General features: G+C 67.6%; 21 protein-coding genes and 1 pseudogene. 11 read left to right on the top strand and 11 right to left on the bottom strand.

Annotation, left to right across the window (positions count from 1 at the left end; genetic code table 11):
• Window positions 1–93: 93 nt before the first annotated feature.
• On the bottom strand, window positions 94–402 hold the full coding sequence (locus tag NS3_RS30440; protein ID WP_307609864.1) for an SDR family NAD(P)-dependent oxidoreductase: 309 nt from the start codon (window positions 400–402) through the stop codon (window positions 94–96).
• 43 nt (window positions 403–445) lie between these two features.
• Window positions 446–862: pseudogene (locus tag NS3_RS30435) on the bottom strand (SDR family NAD(P)-dependent oxidoreductase); the annotation flags it as partial.
• Window positions 863–963: 101 nt separating this feature from the next.
• Here NS3_RS30435 and NS3_RS12745 point away from each other — a divergent pair.
• The 4 genes from NS3_RS12745 to NS3_RS12730 all read left to right on the top strand — a co-directional run bounded on the left by NS3_RS12745 (window position 964) and on the right by NS3_RS12730 (window position 5,707).
• A complete protein-coding gene (locus tag NS3_RS12745; protein ID WP_067858643.1) occupies window positions 964–1,833 on the top strand; it encodes a helix-turn-helix transcriptional regulator in 870 nt (289 codons plus the stop codon).
• Window positions 1,834–2,043: 210 nt separating this feature from the next.
• Window positions 2,044–3,369: a hypothetical protein gene (locus NS3_RS12740; RefSeq protein ID WP_067858893.1), complete on the top strand. Its 1,326-nt coding sequence runs from the start codon at window positions 2,044–2,046 to the stop codon at window positions 3,367–3,369.
• Between the two features lie 26 nt (window positions 3,370–3,395).
• Entirely contained in the window at window positions 3,396–4,739 is a 1,344-nt protein-coding gene (locus tag NS3_RS12735; RefSeq protein WP_245649587.1) for an outer membrane protein assembly factor BamB family protein, read from the top strand.
• Between the two features lie 98 nt (window positions 4,740–4,837).
• Window positions 4,838–5,707 carry a helix-turn-helix transcriptional regulator gene (locus tag NS3_RS12730; RefSeq protein WP_067858637.1) on the top strand — a complete coding sequence of 290 codons (870 nt, stop codon included), beginning with the start codon at window positions 4,838–4,840 and terminating at the stop codon, window positions 5,705–5,707.
• Here the strand turns inward: NS3_RS12730 and NS3_RS12725 are convergent.
• Entirely contained in the window at window positions 5,700–6,362 is a 663-nt protein-coding gene (locus tag NS3_RS12725; RefSeq protein ID WP_067858634.1) for an HAD family hydrolase, read from the bottom strand. The genes NS3_RS12730 and NS3_RS12725 overlap by 8 nt on opposite strands.
• 147 nt (window positions 6,363–6,509) lie before the next feature.
• Between NS3_RS12725 and NS3_RS12720 the strand changes: the two genes are divergently transcribed.
• Window positions 6,510–7,664, top strand: coding sequence for a helix-turn-helix domain-containing protein (locus NS3_RS12720; RefSeq protein WP_067858630.1), 1,155 nt, complete (start codon window positions 6,510–6,512; stop codon window positions 7,662–7,664).
• Entirely contained in the window at window positions 7,661–8,197 is a 537-nt protein-coding gene (locus NS3_RS29055; RefSeq protein WP_157101297.1) for a GNAT family N-acetyltransferase, read from the top strand. The genes NS3_RS12720 and NS3_RS29055 overlap by 4 nt, the downstream gene beginning before the upstream one ends.
• 99 nt (window positions 8,198–8,296) lie before the next feature.
• Here the strand turns inward: NS3_RS29055 and NS3_RS12715 are convergent, their stop codons facing one another.
• From NS3_RS12715 to NS3_RS12685, 8 genes are all read right to left on the bottom strand, one after another.
• Entirely contained in the window at window positions 8,297–9,451 is a 1,155-nt protein-coding gene (locus NS3_RS12715; protein WP_067858627.1) for an acetyl-CoA C-acetyltransferase, read from the bottom strand.
• Window positions 9,452–9,533: 82 nt separating this feature from the next.
• The gene (locus NS3_RS12710) at window positions 9,534–10,157 is read right to left on the bottom strand and encodes a TetR/AcrR family transcriptional regulator (RefSeq protein WP_174550467.1); all 624 of its coding nucleotides are present in this window, start codon (window positions 10,155–10,157) and stop codon (window positions 9,534–9,536) included.
• Window positions 10,158–10,243: 86 nt separating this feature from the next.
• On the bottom strand, window positions 10,244–10,759 hold the full coding sequence (locus NS3_RS29050; RefSeq protein ID WP_157101296.1) for a hypothetical protein: 516 nt from the start codon (window positions 10,757–10,759) through the stop codon (window positions 10,244–10,246).
• Window position 10,760: 1 nt separating this feature from the next.
• The gene (locus NS3_RS12705; protein ID WP_245649586.1) at window positions 10,761–12,077 is read right to left on the bottom strand and encodes a hypothetical protein; all 1,317 of its coding nucleotides are present in this window, start codon (window positions 12,075–12,077) and stop codon (window positions 10,761–10,763) included.
• Window positions 12,078–12,082: 5 nt separating this feature from the next.
• Window positions 12,083–12,382, bottom strand: coding sequence for a WXG100 family type VII secretion target (locus NS3_RS12700; RefSeq protein WP_067858625.1), 300 nt, complete (start codon window positions 12,380–12,382; stop codon window positions 12,083–12,085).
• Entirely contained in the window at window positions 12,379–12,717 is a 339-nt protein-coding gene (locus NS3_RS12695) for an ESX-1 secretion-associated protein (RefSeq protein WP_067858622.1), read from the bottom strand. The genes NS3_RS12700 and NS3_RS12695 overlap by 4 nt, the downstream gene beginning before the upstream one ends.
• 218 nt (window positions 12,718–12,935) lie before the next feature.
• Complete coding sequence (locus NS3_RS12690) at window positions 12,936–13,754, bottom strand: SDR family oxidoreductase (protein ID WP_067858619.1); 819 nt, start codon at window positions 13,752–13,754, stop codon at window positions 12,936–12,938.
• Window positions 13,751–14,992 carry an acyl-CoA dehydrogenase family protein gene (locus NS3_RS12685; protein ID WP_174550466.1) on the bottom strand — a complete coding sequence of 414 codons (1,242 nt, stop codon included), beginning with the start codon at window positions 14,990–14,992 and terminating at the stop codon, window positions 13,751–13,753. The genes NS3_RS12690 and NS3_RS12685 overlap by 4 nt, the downstream gene beginning before the upstream one ends.
• Window positions 14,993–15,081: 89 nt before the next feature.
• On the opposite strand from NS3_RS12685, the gene NS3_RS12680 reads away from it, so the two are divergent.
• Genes NS3_RS12680 through NS3_RS12660 form a run of 5 tightly spaced genes read left to right on the top strand, consistent with a single transcriptional unit; the run spans window position 15,082 to window position 20,780 of the window.
• Window positions 15,082–16,653: a FadD3 family acyl-CoA ligase gene (locus tag NS3_RS12680; protein WP_067858616.1), complete on the top strand. Its 1,572-nt coding sequence runs from the start codon at window positions 15,082–15,084 to the stop codon at window positions 16,651–16,653.
• Window positions 16,653–17,579 (top strand): enoyl-CoA hydratase, encoded by a 927-nt coding sequence (locus tag NS3_RS12675; RefSeq protein ID WP_067858613.1) that lies wholly within the window; start codon window positions 16,653–16,655, stop codon window positions 17,577–17,579. Before NS3_RS12680 ends, NS3_RS12675 begins: the two co-directional genes overlap by 1 nt.
• Window positions 17,579–18,721, top strand: a complete 1,143-nt coding sequence (locus tag NS3_RS12670; RefSeq protein ID WP_067858610.1) for an acyl-CoA dehydrogenase family protein — start codon at window positions 17,579–17,581, stop codon at window positions 18,719–18,721. Before NS3_RS12675 ends, NS3_RS12670 begins: the two co-directional genes overlap by 1 nt.
• A complete protein-coding gene (locus tag NS3_RS12665; RefSeq protein WP_067858607.1) occupies window positions 18,718–19,728 on the top strand; it encodes an acyl-CoA dehydrogenase family protein in 1,011 nt (336 codons plus the stop codon). Before NS3_RS12670 ends, NS3_RS12665 begins: the two co-directional genes overlap by 4 nt.
• A complete protein-coding gene (locus NS3_RS12660) occupies window positions 19,725–20,780 on the top strand; it encodes an acyl-CoA dehydrogenase family protein (protein ID WP_067858604.1) in 1,056 nt (351 codons plus the stop codon). Before NS3_RS12665 ends, NS3_RS12660 begins: the two co-directional genes overlap by 4 nt.
• Window positions 20,781–20,827: the final 47 nt, after the last annotated feature.

The following is a 20,827-nucleotide window of genomic DNA, read 5'->3' as shown; positions in this document are numbered from 1 at the left end:
CTACAGCGGAGCGGATTCCGCGCGGGGCCTACCGGCGCGTCCTGGATCCGGGGCCCGGATCGGAAGTTGTCCCCAGGTCTGCACAGGTGCTGATCACCAGGGCAGTCGCCCGTATTCGATGCCATCGGTGGCGCCCCAGCGGTAGCCCCAGAGCTGCCCGGTCGGGCCGTCGGCAGGCAGGGTCGCCAGATGCACGATCGGCTCGGCGCCCTGTTCGGGGGTGCGGAAGCCGGTGTTGTGGTTGAGGTCGGTCGCGCAGTAGCCCGGGTTCGCGGCGTTGACCTTGATCGGGGTGTCCCACAGCTCCTTGGCGTACATGGTGGTGATCATGGTGAGCGCCGTCTTCGACGACGGATAGGTGATCGACGTCATCGGCCACATCGGGCCGTCCTGGTCGTTCATCAGCTGCACCGAGCCGACCCTCGCTGGAGACATTGACGATGCGCGCGGCCTCGGCGCGACGCAGCAGCGGCAGCACGGCGTTGGTGACCGCCACCGGGCCGAACACATTCGTCTCGTACACGGTGCGCAGGGAATCGACCGAGGTGGTGGACGGTTGCAGGCCGGTATCGAAGCCGCCGGTGATGGCGGCATTGTTGACCAGGATGTCCAGCCGGCCGAATTCGGTGTCGATGTACTCGGCCGCCGCGGTGATCGAGGCAGCGTCGGTGACATCCAGCCGGACGAAGCGGACCTCGCCGCCCTCGGCGGCCAGTTTCTCCGCGGCGGCCCGGCCGCGCTCGGGATCCCTGGCGCCGAGCAGGACGGTGACGCCGCGGGCGGCGAGCGAGCGTGCGGTTTCGTAGCCGAGGCCCTTGTTGGCTCCCGTGATCAGAGCAATGGTGGTGCTGTCGTTGGTCATGCCGACAACGGTTCCAGTGCGCACAGCCCCCGGGGAGGGCCGAACGAGCGTGGTATCACCGGTACCACCCTCCAACCGCCACGAGCGAGCACACTGGGGACATGGCGAATCGGACCGACCTTGCGGCGTTCCTGCGGGCGCGTCGCGCCGACCTGCGCCCCTCGGATGTCGGACTGCCGCAGACCGGGCCGCGACGCACACCCGGCCTGCGGCGTCAGGAGGTCGCGCAACTGGCGGGCATCTCCGTCGAGTACTACGTGCGCCTCGAACAGGCCCGCGGCCCGCGCCCGTCGGCACAGGTGATCGGCGCGCTGGCCAGGGCCCTGATGCTCACCGCCGACGAACGCAACTACCTTTTCCGCACCGCCGGACACCAGCCGCCTGTCGTGGCAGGCCCGAACCGCACCGTCTCCGTCGCCGTCCGCGCCATCCTCGACGGCCTGACCACCATGCCCGCCTACGTGGCCGACGCGAGCTACGACATCCTGGCCTGGAACGCCATGGCCGTGTTCTTCATCTCCGACCTCACCGACACCCCGGCCTCGGATCGCAATATGGTCCGCTGGGCGTTCCGTCGCCGCGCCGACGACCCGAGCTGGTCGGACCCGGAGACCCTGCAATTCGCCAGGACCACTGTCGCCGACCTCCGCGCCGCCTACGCCCGCTATCCCGGCAACTCGCGCCTCGGCGCCCTGGTCACCGAACTGCTCGGCACCTCACCGCGTTTCGCGCAGATGTGGGCCTCCCAGGACGTGGCCGAACGCCGCAACCACCGCAAGCGGGTCACGCACCCCGAATACGGCGTGCTCGACTTCGAGTGCCAGGTGCTGCATCTGCCCGACAGCGATCAGCGGATCATCATCTACTGCGCAGATCCCGGCTCGCCCACCGAAGCGATCTTCCGCGAACTCGCCGAAGGCAGGAGACCCCTTGTCCCACTGGCATTGCCGGGCAGCGCGCGGCGCGTCTGAGGGAGGCCGGGCCTCGAATACCCGCATACGAGGAGAGATACGACAACGTCACCTCACCCGTCCGCGGATCGGTCTCCGACCACATCGTTACCACCGAGTCGGTCTGTGCATACTGAAATGCCGAGAAGCGCGTATCCGAACGAAGGCGGGATTCGCGACCCGGGCCGTTGACGTTTCTCAGATCTCGAACGGGCAGACACAATGCAGGACATGGAAAACGGTGACGGCAAGGACGCGACGGCACCTTCCCCCGCCGTTGAGTACTGGACGCTGGGTTTGACGTGCGTGGCGATCGTCGCGACCGGCTACCTGATCGCCGGCCTGCTGCACGAGCGGGAGCCGGAGTTGACGACCGCACCGCTCACCCCCACCACTTCGGAGCCGCCGGAACCGGCCGAATACTCGTATGTCACTCCACCGGTGACATTTCCGGTGCAGATCCCGGGTTGTGATGTCGTGGAGCCGCCACAGCCAGGCCAATCGTTTTCGATGACTACCTTCGGAACACCCGAATACGACAACCCGTCCTATCCGTGGTTCTCCGGGCCCAAGGCCGTCGCGATGACGCAGGCGCTGCGTGCGGCGTTGCCCGCCGGTGTCGAGATCGCCTTCGCACCGGTGGATCGGTCACTGGTATTCCAGCCGATCGTCGGCGACCCCACGGAGGACAAGGAGTTCGGCGGTTGGACCGACGCGCTCGCCACGCTACTGCGCGGCGACCTATCGGGCTTGCTGTCGGTGAACGTTCGCGAGTCCACCATGCCGATCCCGCCGTGCGTCGCCGGCTCTCTCGATGAGAGACGCCGCTTTCCCGACGGCACGATCGTCGATACCGATGACACCTGGTCCGAGACGAATGGTGTTCGCACCCTTCTGCGCTCGGCCATCGCTTACCTGCCCGACGGATCCGTCGTCTACGCCTACGCCACCGACGAAGCCGGTGACGAAAACGGCCCTACCGGAACCGTCCCGCTGACCATCGATGATCTCGTCGCGCTCGTCACCGTCCCCGGACTCCGCGTCACCGCGCCGGTTCCGCCCGGAACACCGAACCCACCCGAGTCCTGCGATATCTGGGCGGAGTCCTCCCCCGCGATCGATCAGGCCCAGGCTCGTCGATGGGACGCGGTCCTGGCGCGCATTCCACTCGACGGCTTGACCCTCGACACGCCGCTGGGGGCGCTGCTACCGGAAAGCAGAGGCGGGGCTTGCCAGGTAGTTCGGATAACCACACCTGGCCGGCAATCACGGTTGAGCGTGGCGATCAGCATTGGACAGCCTCTCCCGCCGGAGATTTCGTCGAATGACGGCGCGACGTCACGTCGGCTACCGGACGGAACAGTGGTCGAGACGCGCGAATCGCAAAGCACAGTGATGGAGCCGTCACCCTCCACGCATACGACCCGCACTGTGACCGTCACCCGCCCGTCCGGGATCCGGATCCAGGTCACCTCCGGCGATGGTCCCGCCGAACCGTTGCCGTTCGAGCTACTCGAGGCCATCGCCTCGAATCCGGGACTGGAGGTGTCGCGATGAGAACGATTCCCGGGCTGCGCAACCTCGTGCTCGCCGCTGCGGCGGCCGTAGTCGCCACTGCCGGTGCGGTGGTGGTCCATTCACAACCCGAGGACACCACGCGCAAGATCACCGGCACCGCGGACTCCGCTCCCGGCCTCGCGTGGTCGACAAGCGCTGCCGGGCTCGGACGAGCAGGCGCGGAGTTCCGTGATCCGCGGGCGGGCACCGAATTCGACTTCGGCGGACCAGGGTTCGTCGACGGTGGCGACATACTTGTGACGGTGCTCGGTGTGCCGGACGACGGGTACCTGCGAGATCCGGTGCTGGTCGGCATCGATGCCGGCACCGGCGCGAAGCGCTGGCAGACCCCCGCCGCGGACCTGACCGGTTGCGGGTCCACCCCTGTCGATGGCCAGGTCGTATGTTTCAGCTTCGATCGAGTACTCGTCGGCTACGACCTCACCACCGGAGATGTCACCCGCACACCGACAAAGTTGTTTCCCTTCGCCATCGCGACACTCGATGATCGCGTGTACGTCGCCGAGGGCGACGTCGAATCCGACGACGTGCGCGTCCATGCCGGCACCCTCGCCGACCCTGATGCGTACTGGTCTCAGACATTCGACATGGGTACGTTGTGGGAAGACCTGCCCTTCGAGTCCTTGGACGTGTCCCACGGCCAGGGTGTCTTCACCCTCGGCGCCGATATCGCCGGGTTCGACCTCGCCAGCGGGAAGCCGACCTGGACCACCACCCAGGACGGATGCTCCGATGCCGGCGCAACCAGCGGCGCATTGCTCGTGCGCGCCCGAACCGAATGCGGCGGCCACGAAATCACCGGCAGCGACCTCCTCGACCGCACCGGCCGCGCCATTGCCACCTCCAATAGCAAAGTCGCACAAACTCTTTCGATCGACCTCCCCACCGACGACACCGTTCCCGTCCTGCTCGGCGACAGCGGCTATGACCGCCGCACCGGCCGCCTCCTCTGGACCAGCTGCGACCTGATTTCCGCACCCCAGGAAACCGACGCCACGACCGGCACCGCAGCGGCGATCTTCGGCGACGTCGCCCTCCTACAAGACACCGACGCGCACACCACAACCGGCCTCGACTTACGCACCGGACACCGGCTGTGGCGGACCGACACCACCCGCTTCGGCTCGATCCTGGGCTGGGACGGCCACACCGTAGTCCTCTCCGATTACACCGGACTCTGGGCAATCGACCCCCGAACCGGCGCAATCTCCTGGGACATTCCCTTCCTCGCCGTCAACACCGACACCGAGGCCCTCACCGGATCCGGCCAACTCGCCGCACACGATAAGGGCCACTACACCTACGCCAGCGCCCGAACGATAATCGGACTCCGGCCCCTCGAACACTGACACCGAGTCGCCAACTCCTCGCGGCCTGCTGCCCCGGGCTGCCAGGGTGGTATCGGCGGTACCACCCTGGCCGCCGTCGCAGCGCGCACAATCGGATCATGGCGAATCGGACCGATCTCGCGGCGTTCCTGCGGGCCCGCCGCGCCGACCTGCTGCCCGCCGATGTGGGACTGCCACAGACCGGACCACGCCGCACACCCGGCCTGCGGCGGCAGGAGGTCGCACAGCTGGCGGGCATCTCCGTCGAGTACTACGTGCGCCTCGAACAGGCCCGCGGCCCGCATCCCTCGGCGCAGGTGATCGGCGCGCTGGCCAGGGCACTGATGCTCACCGCCGACGAACGCAACTACCTGTTCCGCACCGCCGGGCACCAGCCGCCCGTCGTGGCAGGCCCGAACCGCACCGTCTCCGTCGCTGTGCGCGCCATCCTCGACGGCCTGACCGCCATGCCCGCCTACGTGGTCGACGCGAGCTACGACATCCTGGCCTGGAACGCCATGGCCGTGTTCTTCATCTCCGACCTCACCGACATGCCCGCGTCAGACCGCAACTTGGTGCGCTGGGCGTTCCGCCGCCCGGCCGACGACCCGCGCTGGTCGGACCCGGAAACCGCGCACTTCGCCAGGACCACCGTCGCCGACCTGCGCGCCGCCTATGCCCGCTATCCCGGCAATCCGGGCCTGCGCGCCCTGGTGACCGAACTGCTCGGCACAGCACCGCGTTTCGCCGAGATGTGGGCCGCCCAGGACGTCGCCGAACGCCGCAACCACCGCAAGCGCGTCACCCACCCGGAATTCGGCGAACTCGACTTCGAATGCCAGGTACTGCATCTGCCCGACAGCGACCAGCGGATCATCATCTACTGCGCCGATCCCGGCTCGCCCGCCGAGGCGATCTTCCGCGAACTCGCCGACGGCACGAGACCCCTTGTCCCCCTATCACTCCCGGGCAGCGCCCGGCTCAGCTGACCGAGCGGCCGTCAGCCGCGACGAGGGCGGGAAGTTCGGTCAAAAGGTCGATCCGGAAATCGGCCAGTTCCTCCACCAACGGCGAGTCGCGGTGGATCCAGCCCCATGGGCCACGCTGGATGAACGCCGTCCGCATCCCGACCGCCTTGGCCGGGGCCAGGTCGTTGTCGAGACGGTCACCGACATACACGATGTCGTCGGCCGGCAGCCCGGCTTCCTCGACGATCCGATCGAAGAACGCGGTGTCGGGCTTGGACACGCCCCAGTCGTCGGAGGTCGCGATGAAGTCACAGGGCAGCTCGAGTCCGCGGAGTAGCCCGCCGGCGCGCGCTGTCTGGTTGCCGACTACGCCGACCCGAATTCCCAGTGCCCGGAGTTCGGTCAGGGCGGGACGCACGTCCGCGTACAGGTCGTCCTCGCCGATCGACTCCGGCTGACCTGCGGCGGCGCGGGCCTCCCGCTCGGCGGCGAGGTCGAACCCCGGGCGGAACACCTGGAAGGTCTCGCGGTGGTCCAGCCCCCGAGCGAGGGTCGCGCCGAATACGGAGGCGAACGTGTGCCGGGGAACGCCGAGCCAGTCAGCCCAGGCGCCGAATACTCGGGTCTCGTCCACCAATGTCTCGCCGACATCGAACACCACGGCCTGAATCGCCACGTGATCCCCTCCCACGTCCCGCACGTCTCGACCCCGATTGTAGTGAGGGACCGCTTTTCCATCGTGCTTCATGAGCCCGGAACGACGAGGGACGACCGCACCGAATACGTGTTGGGAAATTCCCAACACCAGGGCTAGCCTGGAGACATGGACGATGAGCTGCGCGCGGTGGGTGAGCGAATTCGATCCGTCATGCCGGATGGGTGGAGTCAGCGTCAGCTCGCGGAGCGAACGAGCATGAAGACCGACGCACTGTCGCGCGCTCTGAATGGGCAGCGAGGGTTCTCTTCGGTGGAACTCGCCCGGATCGCGGACGCACTCGAGGCCGATCTCTACTGGCTGGTCACCGGGGAGCAGGATCCGCATCGCGTGAAGATCGCGGCTCGGCACAGCTGGGACCCCGCTCAGAGGCTCCGAGCCAACGCCGGCCGTCCGGAGGACGAGGAGCTACTCGATCGTGTGGTCGAAACGTATGCCGCGGCCTACCCGGACGGACCTTCTCCGAGTGCACCGCTGCCCGAGACTCCCGTGGCCATGCGGGCGGCATTGGGCGAACACTTCGTCAGGGACTACGGCGCAAGAGTCGAGGACCGACTGGATGTCGACGTGGTACGTCTGCCGATGCTGTCCACCGACTACTCGCTGAGCATCGGCTCCCGTTCGGTCGTCATACTCACGACCACGCCGTACTGGTTCCGGAGCAACTGGTCGTTGGCTCATGAACTGGCCCACCTGGCGCTCGGACACCACAACGGAAACTCCGATCCCGGAGAAGCGGACGAGGCGCCCGCGAACCGATTCGCGGCAAAGTTGTTGATGCCGGAGGACCTGGTAGTCCGGGAGGATTGGCTTCGGATGGACGAGCCTGCGGTGGCGGAATTCCTCTGGCAGACAGGGGTATCCACACAGGCTTTGAGTATTCGACTGGGATCGCTGGGTGTGCCGGTGTCGGCGGAGGTGGTCGCCGCGCTGAAGCGGCGCACACTGGATCTGCTTCGCGCCAATGCGAGCGAGGAGCGTGTGGCGATCGGTGGTGTGAAGCAATTGATCGTTCGCCAGCAACAGTCGGCGGCCCGCGTGTTTCCGGCGGCCCTGGTCGACGCACTTCAGAAGCGAGTCGGGGCCGGTGCGACCTCGCCCGAACATCTTGCGTGGGTGTTGGACGTGCCTGTCGATGAGATCGATTTTCCCGAGCCCGACGACATCGAAGCTGACGACGACTACGAGCGTGTATTTGCCGCGCCGCCGAGTGTCACCGATCTCGAGGACTGGCTGGCTGCACGCGGTCGGTCCGCGCAGTGAATCCACCTGACATCCGCTGGGGCACCATCACCGAACGCCGAGAGGTGAAAAATCATCCATTTCAGACGTTTTCCTGTACCGATCCTCATCCCAAGACGCCGCAGGGACGAAAGCTACCTCATCCGAAGCAGTGGGAATGGGATGCGCAAGGCTTCATTCGACAGAGTTCGCATTACTTCCGACCAGGCAATCTGCTGGTAGTCGGCTGGTCGCTCACCGACAGCGAGATCCTCGCAGTCGCCCATTTGATGCCGGATGCCGCCGCCGGGAGGTTTTCTGTGCATGTCGGGGTGATCGGCGTCAGTACAACAGTTCGCGGCCAAGGCGGGTCGGTTGCCGACCGGACATTGAAGGAAGCACACATCGCCGCCCTCGGAGATGCCCGAGCGAGCGAGGCAGGCGCTTTGTTCGCGACCGCGAACATCCATACTCGGAACTTCGCCAGTCAACGTCTTTTCGAGCGTTGCGGGTATGAGCCACATGGTGTCCCCAGCGGTGACCTTCAGCAATGGTTCTGCCGCCTCGATGCCTGACCTGCGGGTCGGGCTGATCGTCGTTTCGACCCTGCCTGGCAGCGGTATTCGCGGCTGTCCCCGTGAATACCGCTGTCCCGGAGGGCGATCAGGAGCGGATCAGTGATCCAAGCGCTCGATGATGGTCACGTTGGCCGTGCCGCCGCCCTCACAGATGGTGAGCAGGCCGTAACGACCGCTGCGACGCTCCAACTCGTTGAGCAGGGTGGCGAACAGCTTCGCGCCGGTGGCGCCGAGCGGGTGCCCCAGGGCGATCGCGCCGCCGTTGACGTTCACCTTCTCCGGGTCCGCGCCGGTCTCCTTGATCCAGGCCAGCACCACCGGGGCGAACGCCTCGTTGATCTCCACCACGTCGATGTCGTCGATGGTCAGGCCGGTCTTCTCCAGCGCCCACTTGGTGGCCGGGATCGGCGCGGTGAGCATGAAGATCGGGTCGGCGCCGCGGGCACTGACGTGGTGGATGCGGGCGCGGGGCTTCAGCCCGTATTCCTGCACCGCCCACTCCGAGGCGAGCAGGGTGGCGGACGCGCCGTCGCAGATCTGACTGGCCACGGCGGCGGTCAGCGGGCTGCCCTCGGCCAGGGCAGGCAGCGAGGCCATCTTCTCCAGACTGGTCTCGCGCGGGCATTGATCGATCCAGAAGTCGCCGACCGGCACGATCTCGCCGTCGAAGCGGCCGTTCTTGATGGCGTCGCGGGCGCGTTCGTGGCTGCGCAGCGCCCAGCGCTCCATGTCCTCGCGGGTGATGTCCCACTTCTCGGCGATCATCTGCGCGCCGCGGAACTGCGAGACCTCGCCGGTGCCGTAGCGGTGGTCCCAGCCCTGCGCGCCGACGAACGGCGAGTCGAAGCCGTACTCCTTGCCCGCCAGCATGGCCGCCGAGATCGGGATGGCGCTCATGTTCTGCACGCCCGCCGCGACGATCACCTCGGCGGTGCCGCTCATGATGGCCTGGGCACCGAAGTTGATGGCCTGCTGGCTGGAGCCGCACTGGCGGTCCACGGTGACGCCGGGCACCTCTTCGGGGTAGCCGGCCGCCAGCCACATGGTGCGGCCGATATTGCCCGCCTGCGGGCCCACATTGTCGACGCAGCCGACGATGACGTCGTCGACGCGGGCCGGGTCGAGCGGCTGGCGGTCGAACAGGCCACGCAGCGCGGCCGCGCCGAGATCGGCCGGATGCACGCCTGCCAGTGCGCCGTTGCGCTTGCCGACGGGAGTGCGCACCGCGTCGACGACGTAGGCGTCGCGCATCGGGGCGTAGGGGCGGCGAGCGGAGGGTGCGGACATCTGAACTCCTAGTGGTGACGCGGCGGTGTGATTGCGCGGGGAGGCGCTACGCCTGGTCGGTGCGCTCGGGCACGGTGAGTCCGTCGAGCACGATGGTGAGGTATTGCTTGGCGAGGGTCTCGACGGTGATCGGTCCGCCGGGGCGGTACCAGCGCACCGCCACCCACACGGTGTCGCGCAGGAAGCGGTAGGCCAGTTCCACGTCCAGTTCGGGGCGGAAGCTGCCATCCGCGACGCCGTTGGTGAGCACCTGGTGCCATAGCTCGCGGAACTCGCGGTTGTATTCGTCGATGTAGGCGAATCGTTCGGCGTCGCGCAGGCGCTTGGCCTCGGCCTGGTAGATGGCCACGGCCGCGTGGTGGCGGTCGAAGGATTCGTAGGAGGCGAGCACCAGGGCTTCCAGGGTGTCGCGCGAGCTCAGGCCCGCGGCGACGATCTCGCGGTAGCGGCCGAACAGATCGTCGAGGAAGCCGCGCAGGATCTCGTCGACCATCGACTCCTTGGAATCGAAGTGGTGGTAGAGACTGCCGGACAGGATGCCCGCGGAGTCGGCGATATCGCGCACCGTCGTCGCACGCAGGCCCCGTTCGGCGAACAGCTCGGCGGCCAGGCCGAGCAGTTCGTTGCGCCGTGCTGATTTCGAGGCGTCTGGTGCGGTCACGTTGGCCATAGTACAACCAAGCATTTGCTTGGTGCTAGATGGCGGCCGAACCGCTTCCTAGCAGTTCGGTCCGACGCCGCCCGTCGCCGGCACGCTCAGCCGTTGATGTCGTCGGAGTCTGTGTCGATATCCGAAGGTCGTGGCGGCCAGGGTGGAGCGTCGATCCTCCGTCCGGTCCACCGATCGACCGCAACCACGGAGAACTCACCACTGTCGACCAGGCCGGAGCGGTTCCACATCGGAATGTCGCGGAAGATTACGGCGGCCGACACTTCAGGATGCCGACCGGAAACGAATAGTGCCCATCCGTTCCTGAAAGCGATACGCAGGCTTCCAGATTTGAAGAACACTGGCGACAGAATCGTCGCCGAGACCATCTGCTCGACTTCATCCCTCGCCCAATGGCCGATCGCATGACGCGACGGCGCCTCCTCCGCTATAGAACCGCGCGCCATCTCGGCCCCGTACCCGACGACGATCCGAAACGGTGTATCCGTCTCGAATTCAACATGTTCTGGATGCCAGAGCGTACGTATGACACGGGCGCCACGCATAGGCCGCAGAATCCACCTGTCTTCGTACTCTTCGATCTCCGAGCGCGACTTGTTCACGTCAATCTTCCAACTCGTCGAGTATGTTTCCGAGGCTGTCTTCGGACACTTCACCGCCGGGCAGCTTCACATACACCTCGCCGGTATCCAAGTCGACGACGACATCCGGATTCTTGTTGGCACCATCGCCGCGCCACGCCCCTTGCGCCTTGATTTTGTGGATCGCGTCCCTCACTTCCTGCGCGGGAACGCCATAATAGTTCGCGATCTTGTTGACTTTGGTCGTCAGCGACGCATTCGTGAATGCTCCGCTCGGACTTGTCGAGTTGATGTCCTCTGCGTCATCGGCATCCAGATACACCTTCATGACGACGATAGCGGCGAGTTCGGCAGCGATGCCGGTGAGATCCGGCATCTCGTCGAAGGCGGTGACCACGAAGGCGGCGGTGCCCGCTGTTGCCGCGGCAGCACCGATTATTCGGTAGAGCTTGCTGACGTCATAGGCGCTCTTGAGCACTCTCGCGGTGTTGCCAGCAATGGCCACGACGCCCACCCCGGCGGCGACATTGCTGAGGGCAGCGGTGATCCAGGAGGCTGCTACACCGATAAGAACTGTTGTCCCGGCCGCGATCAGAGCGTTTGTGACCGCTGATTTGAACTTCTCCCGTACCTCGGCGGTGGCATTGCTGTAGTCCCCGACCGGCGCGGCGAGATTGATGGACGCGGATGCGAGTTGGGTGGCGCCGCCCTTCAGTGTGGTGAGGTGTCCGAGGAGGGCTTCGAGACCGCCCTTCTTGTCCTGGATATCGTCGAAAAGGCCGCTGATTTCCGCAATTCGGGCAGCTGCGCCGGTGATGGCGGAGTGTTCGGCGAACGTCTTCCACGTTGATGCGGCGACGGCAAGTTTGTCTTTATTCCCGTTGGGGAGATTGCTCCCGAATTCTTTCTGGATCTCGCCGACCAATGCGTCGTAGAAGCCGGGGAGGCTGCCATTGCCTTCGATGACGCCATCGCCGTCGCTGCCTTTAGAACTCGGGATCGACACTCTATGCTCCGACATCGCCGACACGGCGGGTCGGTCGGGCATCGGATCGGATTTGTTGCTCAGCGCCCAGTTGTATCCTGCGGCGTAGAGCATATTGCCGAAGTTGGTGAGCGCGTCGGCCAGATTCGTGCAGGTCTGCATCGTCTGTAAAGCCGCACTGTCGTATGCTGCCGCCCAGTTCTCACACCCCGCCGTGTCACCCGCCATGCCCGCACATTCACCTTTGATGGCATCGTGGACCGGTTTGTCGGCGGTACGGAGGTCGGCGGCGAGGTCGTGACATTTCTTGGCGGCTTCGTAGTAGGTCTGCCAGTCGATGACCAGTACGCCCACAGCGCTTATCCCCCGTTGAACATCTTGTAGTTGGTCTCGACAGCCCGCGTGTACCGTGCGTGCGCCACCCTGGCGGCATCGCTCATATCGCGGACGCCTTCCACGAACTCCCGTGCGCCGACAGCCCATTGCGAGTGGGCGTCGGCATACGCCTGTGCAGCGACGCCTTCCCAGCCGGTGCCAGTCAAGGTAGCGACCCTGTCGTCGATCTCATCGAGGTGGTCACCGATATAGCCTGCCAGTCCCGACAAGCGCGCCACGATCTCATCGAGGTGGTCTAGATCCACCGAAAATTGTGAACTCACGGCAAATCCAAACTCGAAACGTCCAGACTCGAAGCGTTACTCTCGTCGCGAGCACGATAGGAATCGGCGGTGACACCGAGCCTCTCCGCCATCTCGGTCAGAGCGGTCATGATCTGGGCACCGCCGTCGCGGACATCCCTCCAGCCCTCTGAGAACTCGTTCGCCGCGTCACCGGTCCAAGTACCGTCGACCAGCGAATCGACTTCCCTTGCAGCGGAATCCAGCGCCGTTCGCAACGCCTCGGACAATTCGTAGACGTACGCGCCTACCTCACGCACCTTCTCGGGCACGACCGAGAGGTCTTGACCCGAAGTTGGCATCCCCCCAACACTCATGAACGAACTTTAGCGCGGATTCGTCGGTGCCGTCACTGCGTGTAGCAACTCGCAGAAGCCAATCGAGGCGCGCATGCGTTATCGGCTGGGGACAGGGGCGCGTCGGCGGGGGCCGAGCAGCGCTCTGCGCGTCACGGCTCGCCCCGGCCCAGCGCTTTCCCGTCTTTCAATGCTCAGGCACCCAGACGGAAGGGTGCTTGGCGACCTCGACTCGGCGTTCAGGCCCGCTGACTGCTGATCGAGACGACCTCACCGGTGAGGTAGGTGGTGTAGTCGCTGGCCAACATCGCGATGGTCGCGGCCACTTCCCACGGCTCGGCGGCGCGGCCGAACGCCTCACCCTCGGAGAGCCGGTCGAGCAGTTCGGTGGAGGAGACCTTGTCCAGGAAGGCATGCCGGGCGATGCTCGGCGCGACCGCGTTGATCCGCACGCCGAATTCGGCGGCCTCGATCGCGCTGCACCGGGTCAGCGCCATGACACCCGCCTTGGCCGCCGCGTAGTGCGCCTGCCCGTACTGCGCACGCCAGCCCAGCACGCTGGCGTTGTTGACGATCACGCCGCCGTGGCCGGCCGAGCGGAAGTAGTTCAGCACGGCCCTGGTGCAGCGGAAGGTGCCGTTGAGGGTGATGTCGAGGACGCGATCCCACTGTTCGTCGGTCATGTCGGCCACCGGCGTCTCGCCGCCGAGACCGGCGTTGTTGACCATGATGTCGATGCGACCGAGCGCCGCTGACGCGCCGCTGACGAGGTCGTTCACCTGCGCGGTGCTCTGCACATCGCAGACGATCGCGGCGATCCGGCGTTCGGGGAACTCGCCTTTCAGCTCGATCTCGGTCTCGCCGAGGCGGCGCTCGTGCCAGTCGGAGATCACCACGTCGGCGCCCTCGGACAGCAGTCGCCGTGCGGTGGCCGAGCCGATACCGGTGCCCGCGGCCGCGGTGATGACCGCGACCCGTCCGGTCAGCAGGCCGTGACCGGCCACCGGCTGCGGCGCCACCGACAACGGGCCGCCCGAATTCTGCGTGCTCTCACTCACGGACGGGCCTCCCTCGGCAGACCGAGCACCCGCTCGGAGATGATGTTGCGCTGCACTTCGTTCGAACCTCCGTAGATCGTGTCGGCGCGGGTGAACAGATACAGCCGCTGCCATTCGTCGAGATCGTCGGCACTCGCCGCGGCGGCGCCGGAGCCCGCGGCAGCCGACGTCGAGCCGGCCGCACCCGCGACCAAACCTTCCGCGCCGCGCACCGCCATCGCCAGCTCGCCGAGCCCGCGATGCCAGTTGGCCCACAACAACTTCGCCACCGAGGCCTGCCCGGATTCGTCGATGCCGTGCCCGGCCATCGTGCGCAGGGCATGCGCGCGCAGCACCCGCAGGCCCACCCAGGCCCGGTCGATGCGATCGGCCAGCAGCGGGTCCTCGACCGCGCCGGTGCGCTTGGCCAAGTCCTCGACATCGGCCAGTTCCCGGGCGAACCGGATCTGCTGGCCCAGGGTCGAGATGCCGCGTTCGACGGCGAGGGTGCCCATCGCCACCCGCCAGCCGTCGCCCGGTTCGCCGACGACGAGATCGGCATCGGTACGCGCGTCGTCGAAGAACACCTCGTTGAATTCCGACGTGCCGGTGAGCTGGATGATCGGGCGGACCTCGATGCCGGGCTGGTTCATCGGCACCAGCAGGTACGACAGGCCCTTGTGCCTGGCGGAGCCCTTCTCGGTGCGGGCGACCACGAAACACCAGTCGGCGACATGGGCAAGCGAGGTCCAGATCTTCTGGCCGTTGATCGACCACTGGTCGCCGTCGAGATGGGCGGCGGTGGTGATGGCGGCCAGGTCCGAACCCGCGCCGGGCTCGGAGTAGCCCTGGCACCACAGTTCGGTGACATTGCGGATGCCGGGCAGGAATCGGCGCTTCTGCTCTTCGGTGCCGAAGGCGAGCAGGGTGGGGCCGAGCAGTTCCTCGCCCACGTGCGAGACCCGCGCGGGCGCGTTCGCCTTGGCGTACTCCTCGTGGAAGATCACCTGCTGGCGCACGCTGGCGGCGCGCCCGCCGTATTCCTCCGGCCAGCCCAGGCAGGTCCACCCCGCCGCGGCCAGGTGCCGGTCCCACGCGAGCCGTTCGTCGAAGGCCTCGTGTTCGCGGCCTGGGCCGCCGAGTCCGCGCAGGTCACGGAATTCTCCGTCGAGATTGTCCGCCAGCCATGCGCGCACTTCCGCGCAAAACCGCGCGTCCTGCGCAGCGGTACTGGATTCTGAGGTCTGGATCGCAACCACGTCGGTAGGATAACCTACCAAGCACTTGCTTTGTAGAGCGCTGCTCGAGTCGGCTCCGACCGGCACGCGCACCGACGGTGAGGAAATCCGTGACCGTTCCTGCACAGACGACACCGCTGGCCCTGCACGAGGCCGCGCGGTCGTACGGCGACGCGCCCGCGCTCGCCGACGGCGAGGTCCGCCTCGACTGGTCCGGCCTGCTGGCCGAGGTCCAGCGCACAGCGCGCGCGCTGATCGCCCGCGGAGTGCGCCGCGGCGACCGGGTGGCGATGTGGGCTCCCAATACCCATCACTGGGTGGTCGCGGCGCTGGCCGCGCAGTACGCGGGCGCGGCGCTGGTGCCGCTGAACACCCGTTATGTCGCCGACGAGGCCGCCGACGTGCTGGCCCGCGTGCATCCGGCGGCGCTGTTCGTCTCGGGCACCTTCCTGGGCCGCGACCGCCTGGCCGAACTGCGCGCGGCCGCGCCGGAACTCGCGATCGAGACGGTCGTGGTGATCCCGGTCGAGCCGGGCACCTCGGTCGAGACCGACGCGCACACGCTGAACTGGCCGGATCTGCAAGCAGCCGCCGAATCGGTGCCTGTCGAGGCGGCCGAGCAGCGGGCACGCGAGGTCTCCCCCGACGACCTGTCCGACATCCTGTTCACCTCCGGCACCACCGGCCGGAGCAAGGGCACGCTGGTGGCCCATCGCCAGGCACTGTCGGTGGTGCGCGCCTGGGCCGAGTGCGCGACGCTGCGCACCGACGACCGGTACCTGGTGGTCAACCCGTTCTTCCACAACTTCGGATACAAGGCGGGCATTCTGGCCTGTGTGGTCACCGGGGCGACGATCGTCCCGCAGGTCACCTTCGACGTGCCGCAGACCATGCGGCTCATCGGTTCCGAGCGGATCACCGTGCTGCCCGGCCCGCCGACGATCTACCAGACCATCCTCGATTTCCCTGATCGCGCCTCCTACGACCTGAGTTCGCTGCGGGTCGCGGTGACCGGCGCGGCCACCGTGCCGGTGGTGCTGATCGAGCGGATGCGCGAGGAACTGGCCTTCGACGTGGTGCTCACCGCCTACGGCCTGTCGGAGTCCGCCGGATTCGGCACCATGTGCGACACCGGCGACGACGCGGCTACCGTGGCCAACACCTGCGGCAGGCCCATTCCCGGGTTCGAACTGAAACTCGCCGGCTCCGGCGAGGTGTTGCTGCGGGGCCCGAACATCATGCTCGGCTATCTCGACGATCCCGAGGCCACCGCCGAGGCCATCGACGCCGAGGGCTGGCTGCACACCGGCGACATCGGCACCGTCGACGAGCGCGGATATCTGAAGATCACCGACCGGCTCAAGGACATGTACATCAGCGGCGGCTTCAACGTCTATCCCGCCGAGGTCGAACAGGCCCTGGCGCGTCTGGACGGCGTGGCCGAATCCGCGGTCGTCGGGATTCCGGACGAGCGGATGGGCGAGGTCGGCAAGGCGTTCGTGGTGCCCAAGCCCGGCGCCACGCTCTCCGAGGACCAGGTCATCGCACACGCCAAAACCGTGCTGGCCAATTTCAAGGTGCCGCGCGCGATCGAGTTCCGCGACCAGTTGCCCTACAGCGCGGCCGGGAAAGTGCTCAAGCGGCAGCTCCGTGACGGCGAAAAACGTGAGGAGAATTCGTAATGTCAGACCAACCCGCCGGGGTGCCCGACGAAGGTGAGGTAGTCACCTACGAGCGGCGCGGCCGCGTCGCCGTCATCACGATGAACCGACCCGACTACCGCAACGCGCAGAACTCGGTGATGACCTACGCCCTGGACGCGGCCTTCGTGCGCGCGGTCGAGGACGACGAGGTCGGGGTGATCGTGCTGGCGGGCAACGGCAAGCATTTCAGCGCGGGCCACGACATCGGCACCCCCGGACGCGACCATCACGTGCGCTACGACAACAAGGCCGTGCTGTGGTGGGACCACGTCGACAAGGTCGGCGGCGATCAGCGTTTCGCTCGCGAGTCCGAGGTCTACCTGGGCATGTGCCGGCGGTGGCGGGAGATTCCCAAGCCGACCATCGCCATGGTGCAGGGCGCGTGCATCGCGGGCGGGCTCATGCTGGCCTGGGTGTGCGACCTGATCGTGGCCTCCGAGGACGCCTTCTTCTCCGATCCGGTGGTGCGCATGGGCATTCCTGGCGTGGAGTACTTCGCCCACCCGTGGATGCTCGGCCCGCGTCAGGCCAAGGAATTCCTCTACACCGGTGACCGCTTCGACGCCGCGACGGCCAAGGAGTGGGGCATGGTGAACCGGGTGGTGCCGCGCGCCGAGCTGGAGGCCGAGACGTTCGCGCTGGCCGAGAAGATCGCCGCCATGCCGCGTTTCGGGCTGGCGCTGACCAAGAAGGCGGTCAACCAGGCCGAGGATCTGATGGGCATGCGCGCGGGCATGGACTCGGTGTTCGGCCTGCATCACTTCGCGCACGCGCACAATGCCGAGGTCGGCGCGGATTCGCTGGGTGGCATGAACGCCAGGAGCATGCGCGATTCGGCGAGTTCCGCGGGCGCGGCTTCCAGCGAGGCGGGCGCCTCGTCGGCAGAGCAGAACGGGAAAGCGTAGTGGACCTGGAACTGGATCAGGCGGCACAGGACTTCCAGCGCGAGGTCCGCGAATTCCTCGCCGCGCACAAGCCCGCGCAGCCGCTGCCCTCGATGGACACCGCCGAGGGCTTCGAGGCGCACCGCCGGTGGGAGCACACGCTCGCCGAGGCGCGTTTCTCGGTGGTGGCCTGGCCGCGCGAATACGGCGGCCGCGACGCGTCCCTGCTGGAATGGGTGCTCTTCGAGCAGGAGTACTACGCCGCGCAGGCCCCCGCCCGGGTGAGCCAGAACGGCATCTTCCTGCTCGCGCCGACGCTGTTCGAGCACGGCACCCCAGAACAACTCGACCGGATCATGCCGCGCATGGCCCGTGGCGACGACATCTGGGCGCAGGCCTGGTCGGAGCCGGAGGCGGGCAGCGACCTGGCAGGTATCCGCTCGACCGCGCGGCGCACCGAGGGCGGCTGGCTGCTCAGCGGGCAGAAGACCTGGAGTTCGCGAGCGACGTTCGCGGACTGGGCTTTCGGCTTGTTCCGCAGCGACCCGGAAGCCGAACGCCACAAGGGCCTGACCTACGTGATGTTCCCGCTCACCGCCGAGGGCGTGTCGGTGCGGCCGATCCCCCAGCTCGACGGTGAGCCCGGTTTCGCCGAGATCTTCCTCGACGAGGTGTTCGTCCCCGATCACGACGTCATCGGCGCGCCCGGCGAGGGCTGGCGGGTGGCGATGAGCACCTCCAGCAACGAGCGCGGCCTCTCGCTGCGCAGCCCCGGCCGGTTCACCGCGACCGCGAGCAGGCTGATCGACCTGTGGGCCGAGCGCGCCGACGAATCCGACACCGCTGCCCGCGATGCCGTGGTCGACGCCTGGATCCGCAGCGAGGCCTACCGCCTGCACACCTGGGGCACCGTCACCCGCCTGAACGAGGGCGGCAAGCTGGGCGCGGAATCCTCCATCACCAAGGTGTTCTGGTCCGAGCTCGACATCGCCATGCACGAGACCGCACTGGACGTGCTCGGCGCGCGGGCCGAGGAATCCAGCGCCTGGACCGACGGTTACCTCTTCTCGCTGTCGGGCCCGATCTACGCGGGTACCAACGAGATCCAGCGCAATATCATCGCCGAGCGGCTGCTCGGTCTACCGAGAGGGAGCAGCCGATGAGGTTCGCGCTCAGCCCCGAACAGCTCGACTTCGCAGGCAGCGTGCGCAAACTGCTCGACAGCGGGCGCGCGCCCGCGGCGGTGCGCGCGTGGTCGTCCGGTGACCGCGCACCCGGCCGCGCCTTGATCGGCCAGCTCGCCGAACAGGGCGTGCTCGGCCTGGCCATCGGCGAGGATCACGACGGCGCGGCCGCGGAGCCGATCGACCTGGTGGTCGCCTTCGTCGAACTCGGCCGCGCCGCCGCGCCCGGCCCGCTCACCGAGAGCGCCGCCGCCATTCCCGCGCTCCTGCAAGCGCTTTCCGATCCCGGACCGGCGCAGCGCTGGCTGCCCGGCATCGCCGCCGGATCGACACTGGGCACCATCGCCTTCGCCGAGCCGGGCGGCCGGGCCGTCGCGGTCGACGCCGACGAGGCCGACCTGGTCCTGCTCGTCTCCGGCGACACCCTCTCGGTGGGTACACCGGGCGCCCCGATCCGCTCGATCGACCCGGCCCGCCGGTTGTTCGCCGTCGAGGCGGGCGAGATCGTGGCCGAAGGCGAGCAGGTGCGTACGGCCGCGGCCCGCGCCTTCGACGCCGGTGTCCTGGCCTCGGCGGCGGCGCAATGGGGCGCGGGCCGGGCCCTGCTGCACGCCGCCACCGAATACGCCAAGCAGCGCAAGCAGTTCGGCAAGCCGATCGGTGAGTTCCAGGCGGTCAAGCAGAAGCTGGCCGACGTCCTCATCGCCCTCGACCTGGCCGAACCGCTGCTGCACCGGGCCGCGCTGACCTTCGACGACCCGACCCGCGCCCGCGACGTCTCCGCCGCGGCTGTGGCCTGCGACGAGGCCGCCTACTCCGCCGCCCGCGCGGCGCTGCAGGTGCACGGCGCGATCGGCTACACCGCCGAATACGACCTGTCGCTGTGGCTGACCAGGGTCACCGCGCTGCGCTCGGCCTGGGGCACCGCCGCCGCGCATCGCGCCCGCATCGCCGCCGAGCTGCGCCGGGAACGGGGCATCGCATGAGCCTCGACGAGACCGAACGCAAGGAATTCGCCGATTCGGTGCGCGCGCTGCTGACCAAGCACGCCAAGCCGGAGTCGGTGCGCGCGGCCATGGACACCGACCTCGGCTACGACCCCGCCCTGTGGCGGCTGCTGTGCGAGCAGATCGGTGTGGCCGCGCTCGCGATCCCCGAGGAGTACGGCGGCGTCGGCGCGAGCCTGGTCGAATCCCTGCTCGTGGTGGGCGAACTCGGCCGCACGCTGGCCGGGGTTCCGATGCTGGGCTCGGCGGTGCTGGGCGTGCAGGCGCTGTTGCTGTCCGGCGATACCGAGGCCTGCGAACGGCTGCTGCCCGAGGTCGCCGAAGGTTCGCGCACCCTCGCGGTGTGCTGGGCCGGGCCGCGCGGCTGGGACGAGCCGGGGGTGCGCGCCGAGGGCGACACCCTCGACGGCACCGCCCACTACGTGCTCGACGCGACCGGCGCGGGCACGCTGATCGTGGTCACCGCGACCGGCTGGTTCGAGGTCGACGCCGACGCCGAGGGCGTCACCCGGCGGACGGTGCCCGCTCTCGATCCGACACGCAAGCTCTCCGAGGTGAGCTTCGCATCGGTCCCCGCCCGCCGTCTCGGCTCCGGCGATTCCGCCGAACTCACTCGCAAGCTGCGCGAGATCGCGTGGGTCGCTCTTGCCGCCGAACAGGTCGGCGCGGCCAGGCGCTGTCTGGAGACGACGGTGGAATACACCAAGTCCCGCGTGCAATTCGGCCGGGTGATCGGCAGTTTCCAGGCCCTCAAGCACCGCATGGCCGACATGTACGTCCTGGTGGAATCGGCGGAATCGGTGTCGCGACTGGCCACCGAATCGCTGGCGACCGGCGCCGCCTCGGCCGCCGAGGACGTCTGGGTCGCGCGCACGCACTGCTCGCAGGCCTTCACCGATGTAGTCGCCGAGACGGTGCAGTTGCACGGCGGCATCGCCATCACCTGGGAACACGACGCGCACCTGTTCTTCAAGCGTGCCCACGGCGACGCCCAGCTCTTCGGCGCGGCACGGCGGCCCGCAGCCGCTTGACTCGTGTAAACGCAACCCCGGCAATCTGCGGTGTCTCGTGATCGCCG

The sequence above is a fragment of the Nocardia shimofusensis NBRC 100134 genome (assembly GCF_001613125.1).
Taxonomy (GTDB): domain Bacteria; phylum Actinomycetota; class Actinomycetes; order Mycobacteriales; family Mycobacteriaceae; genus Nocardia; species Nocardia shimofusensis.
Note: the sequence above shows the minus strand (reverse complement) of the source record. Positions and strands in the feature narration are given on the sequence as shown.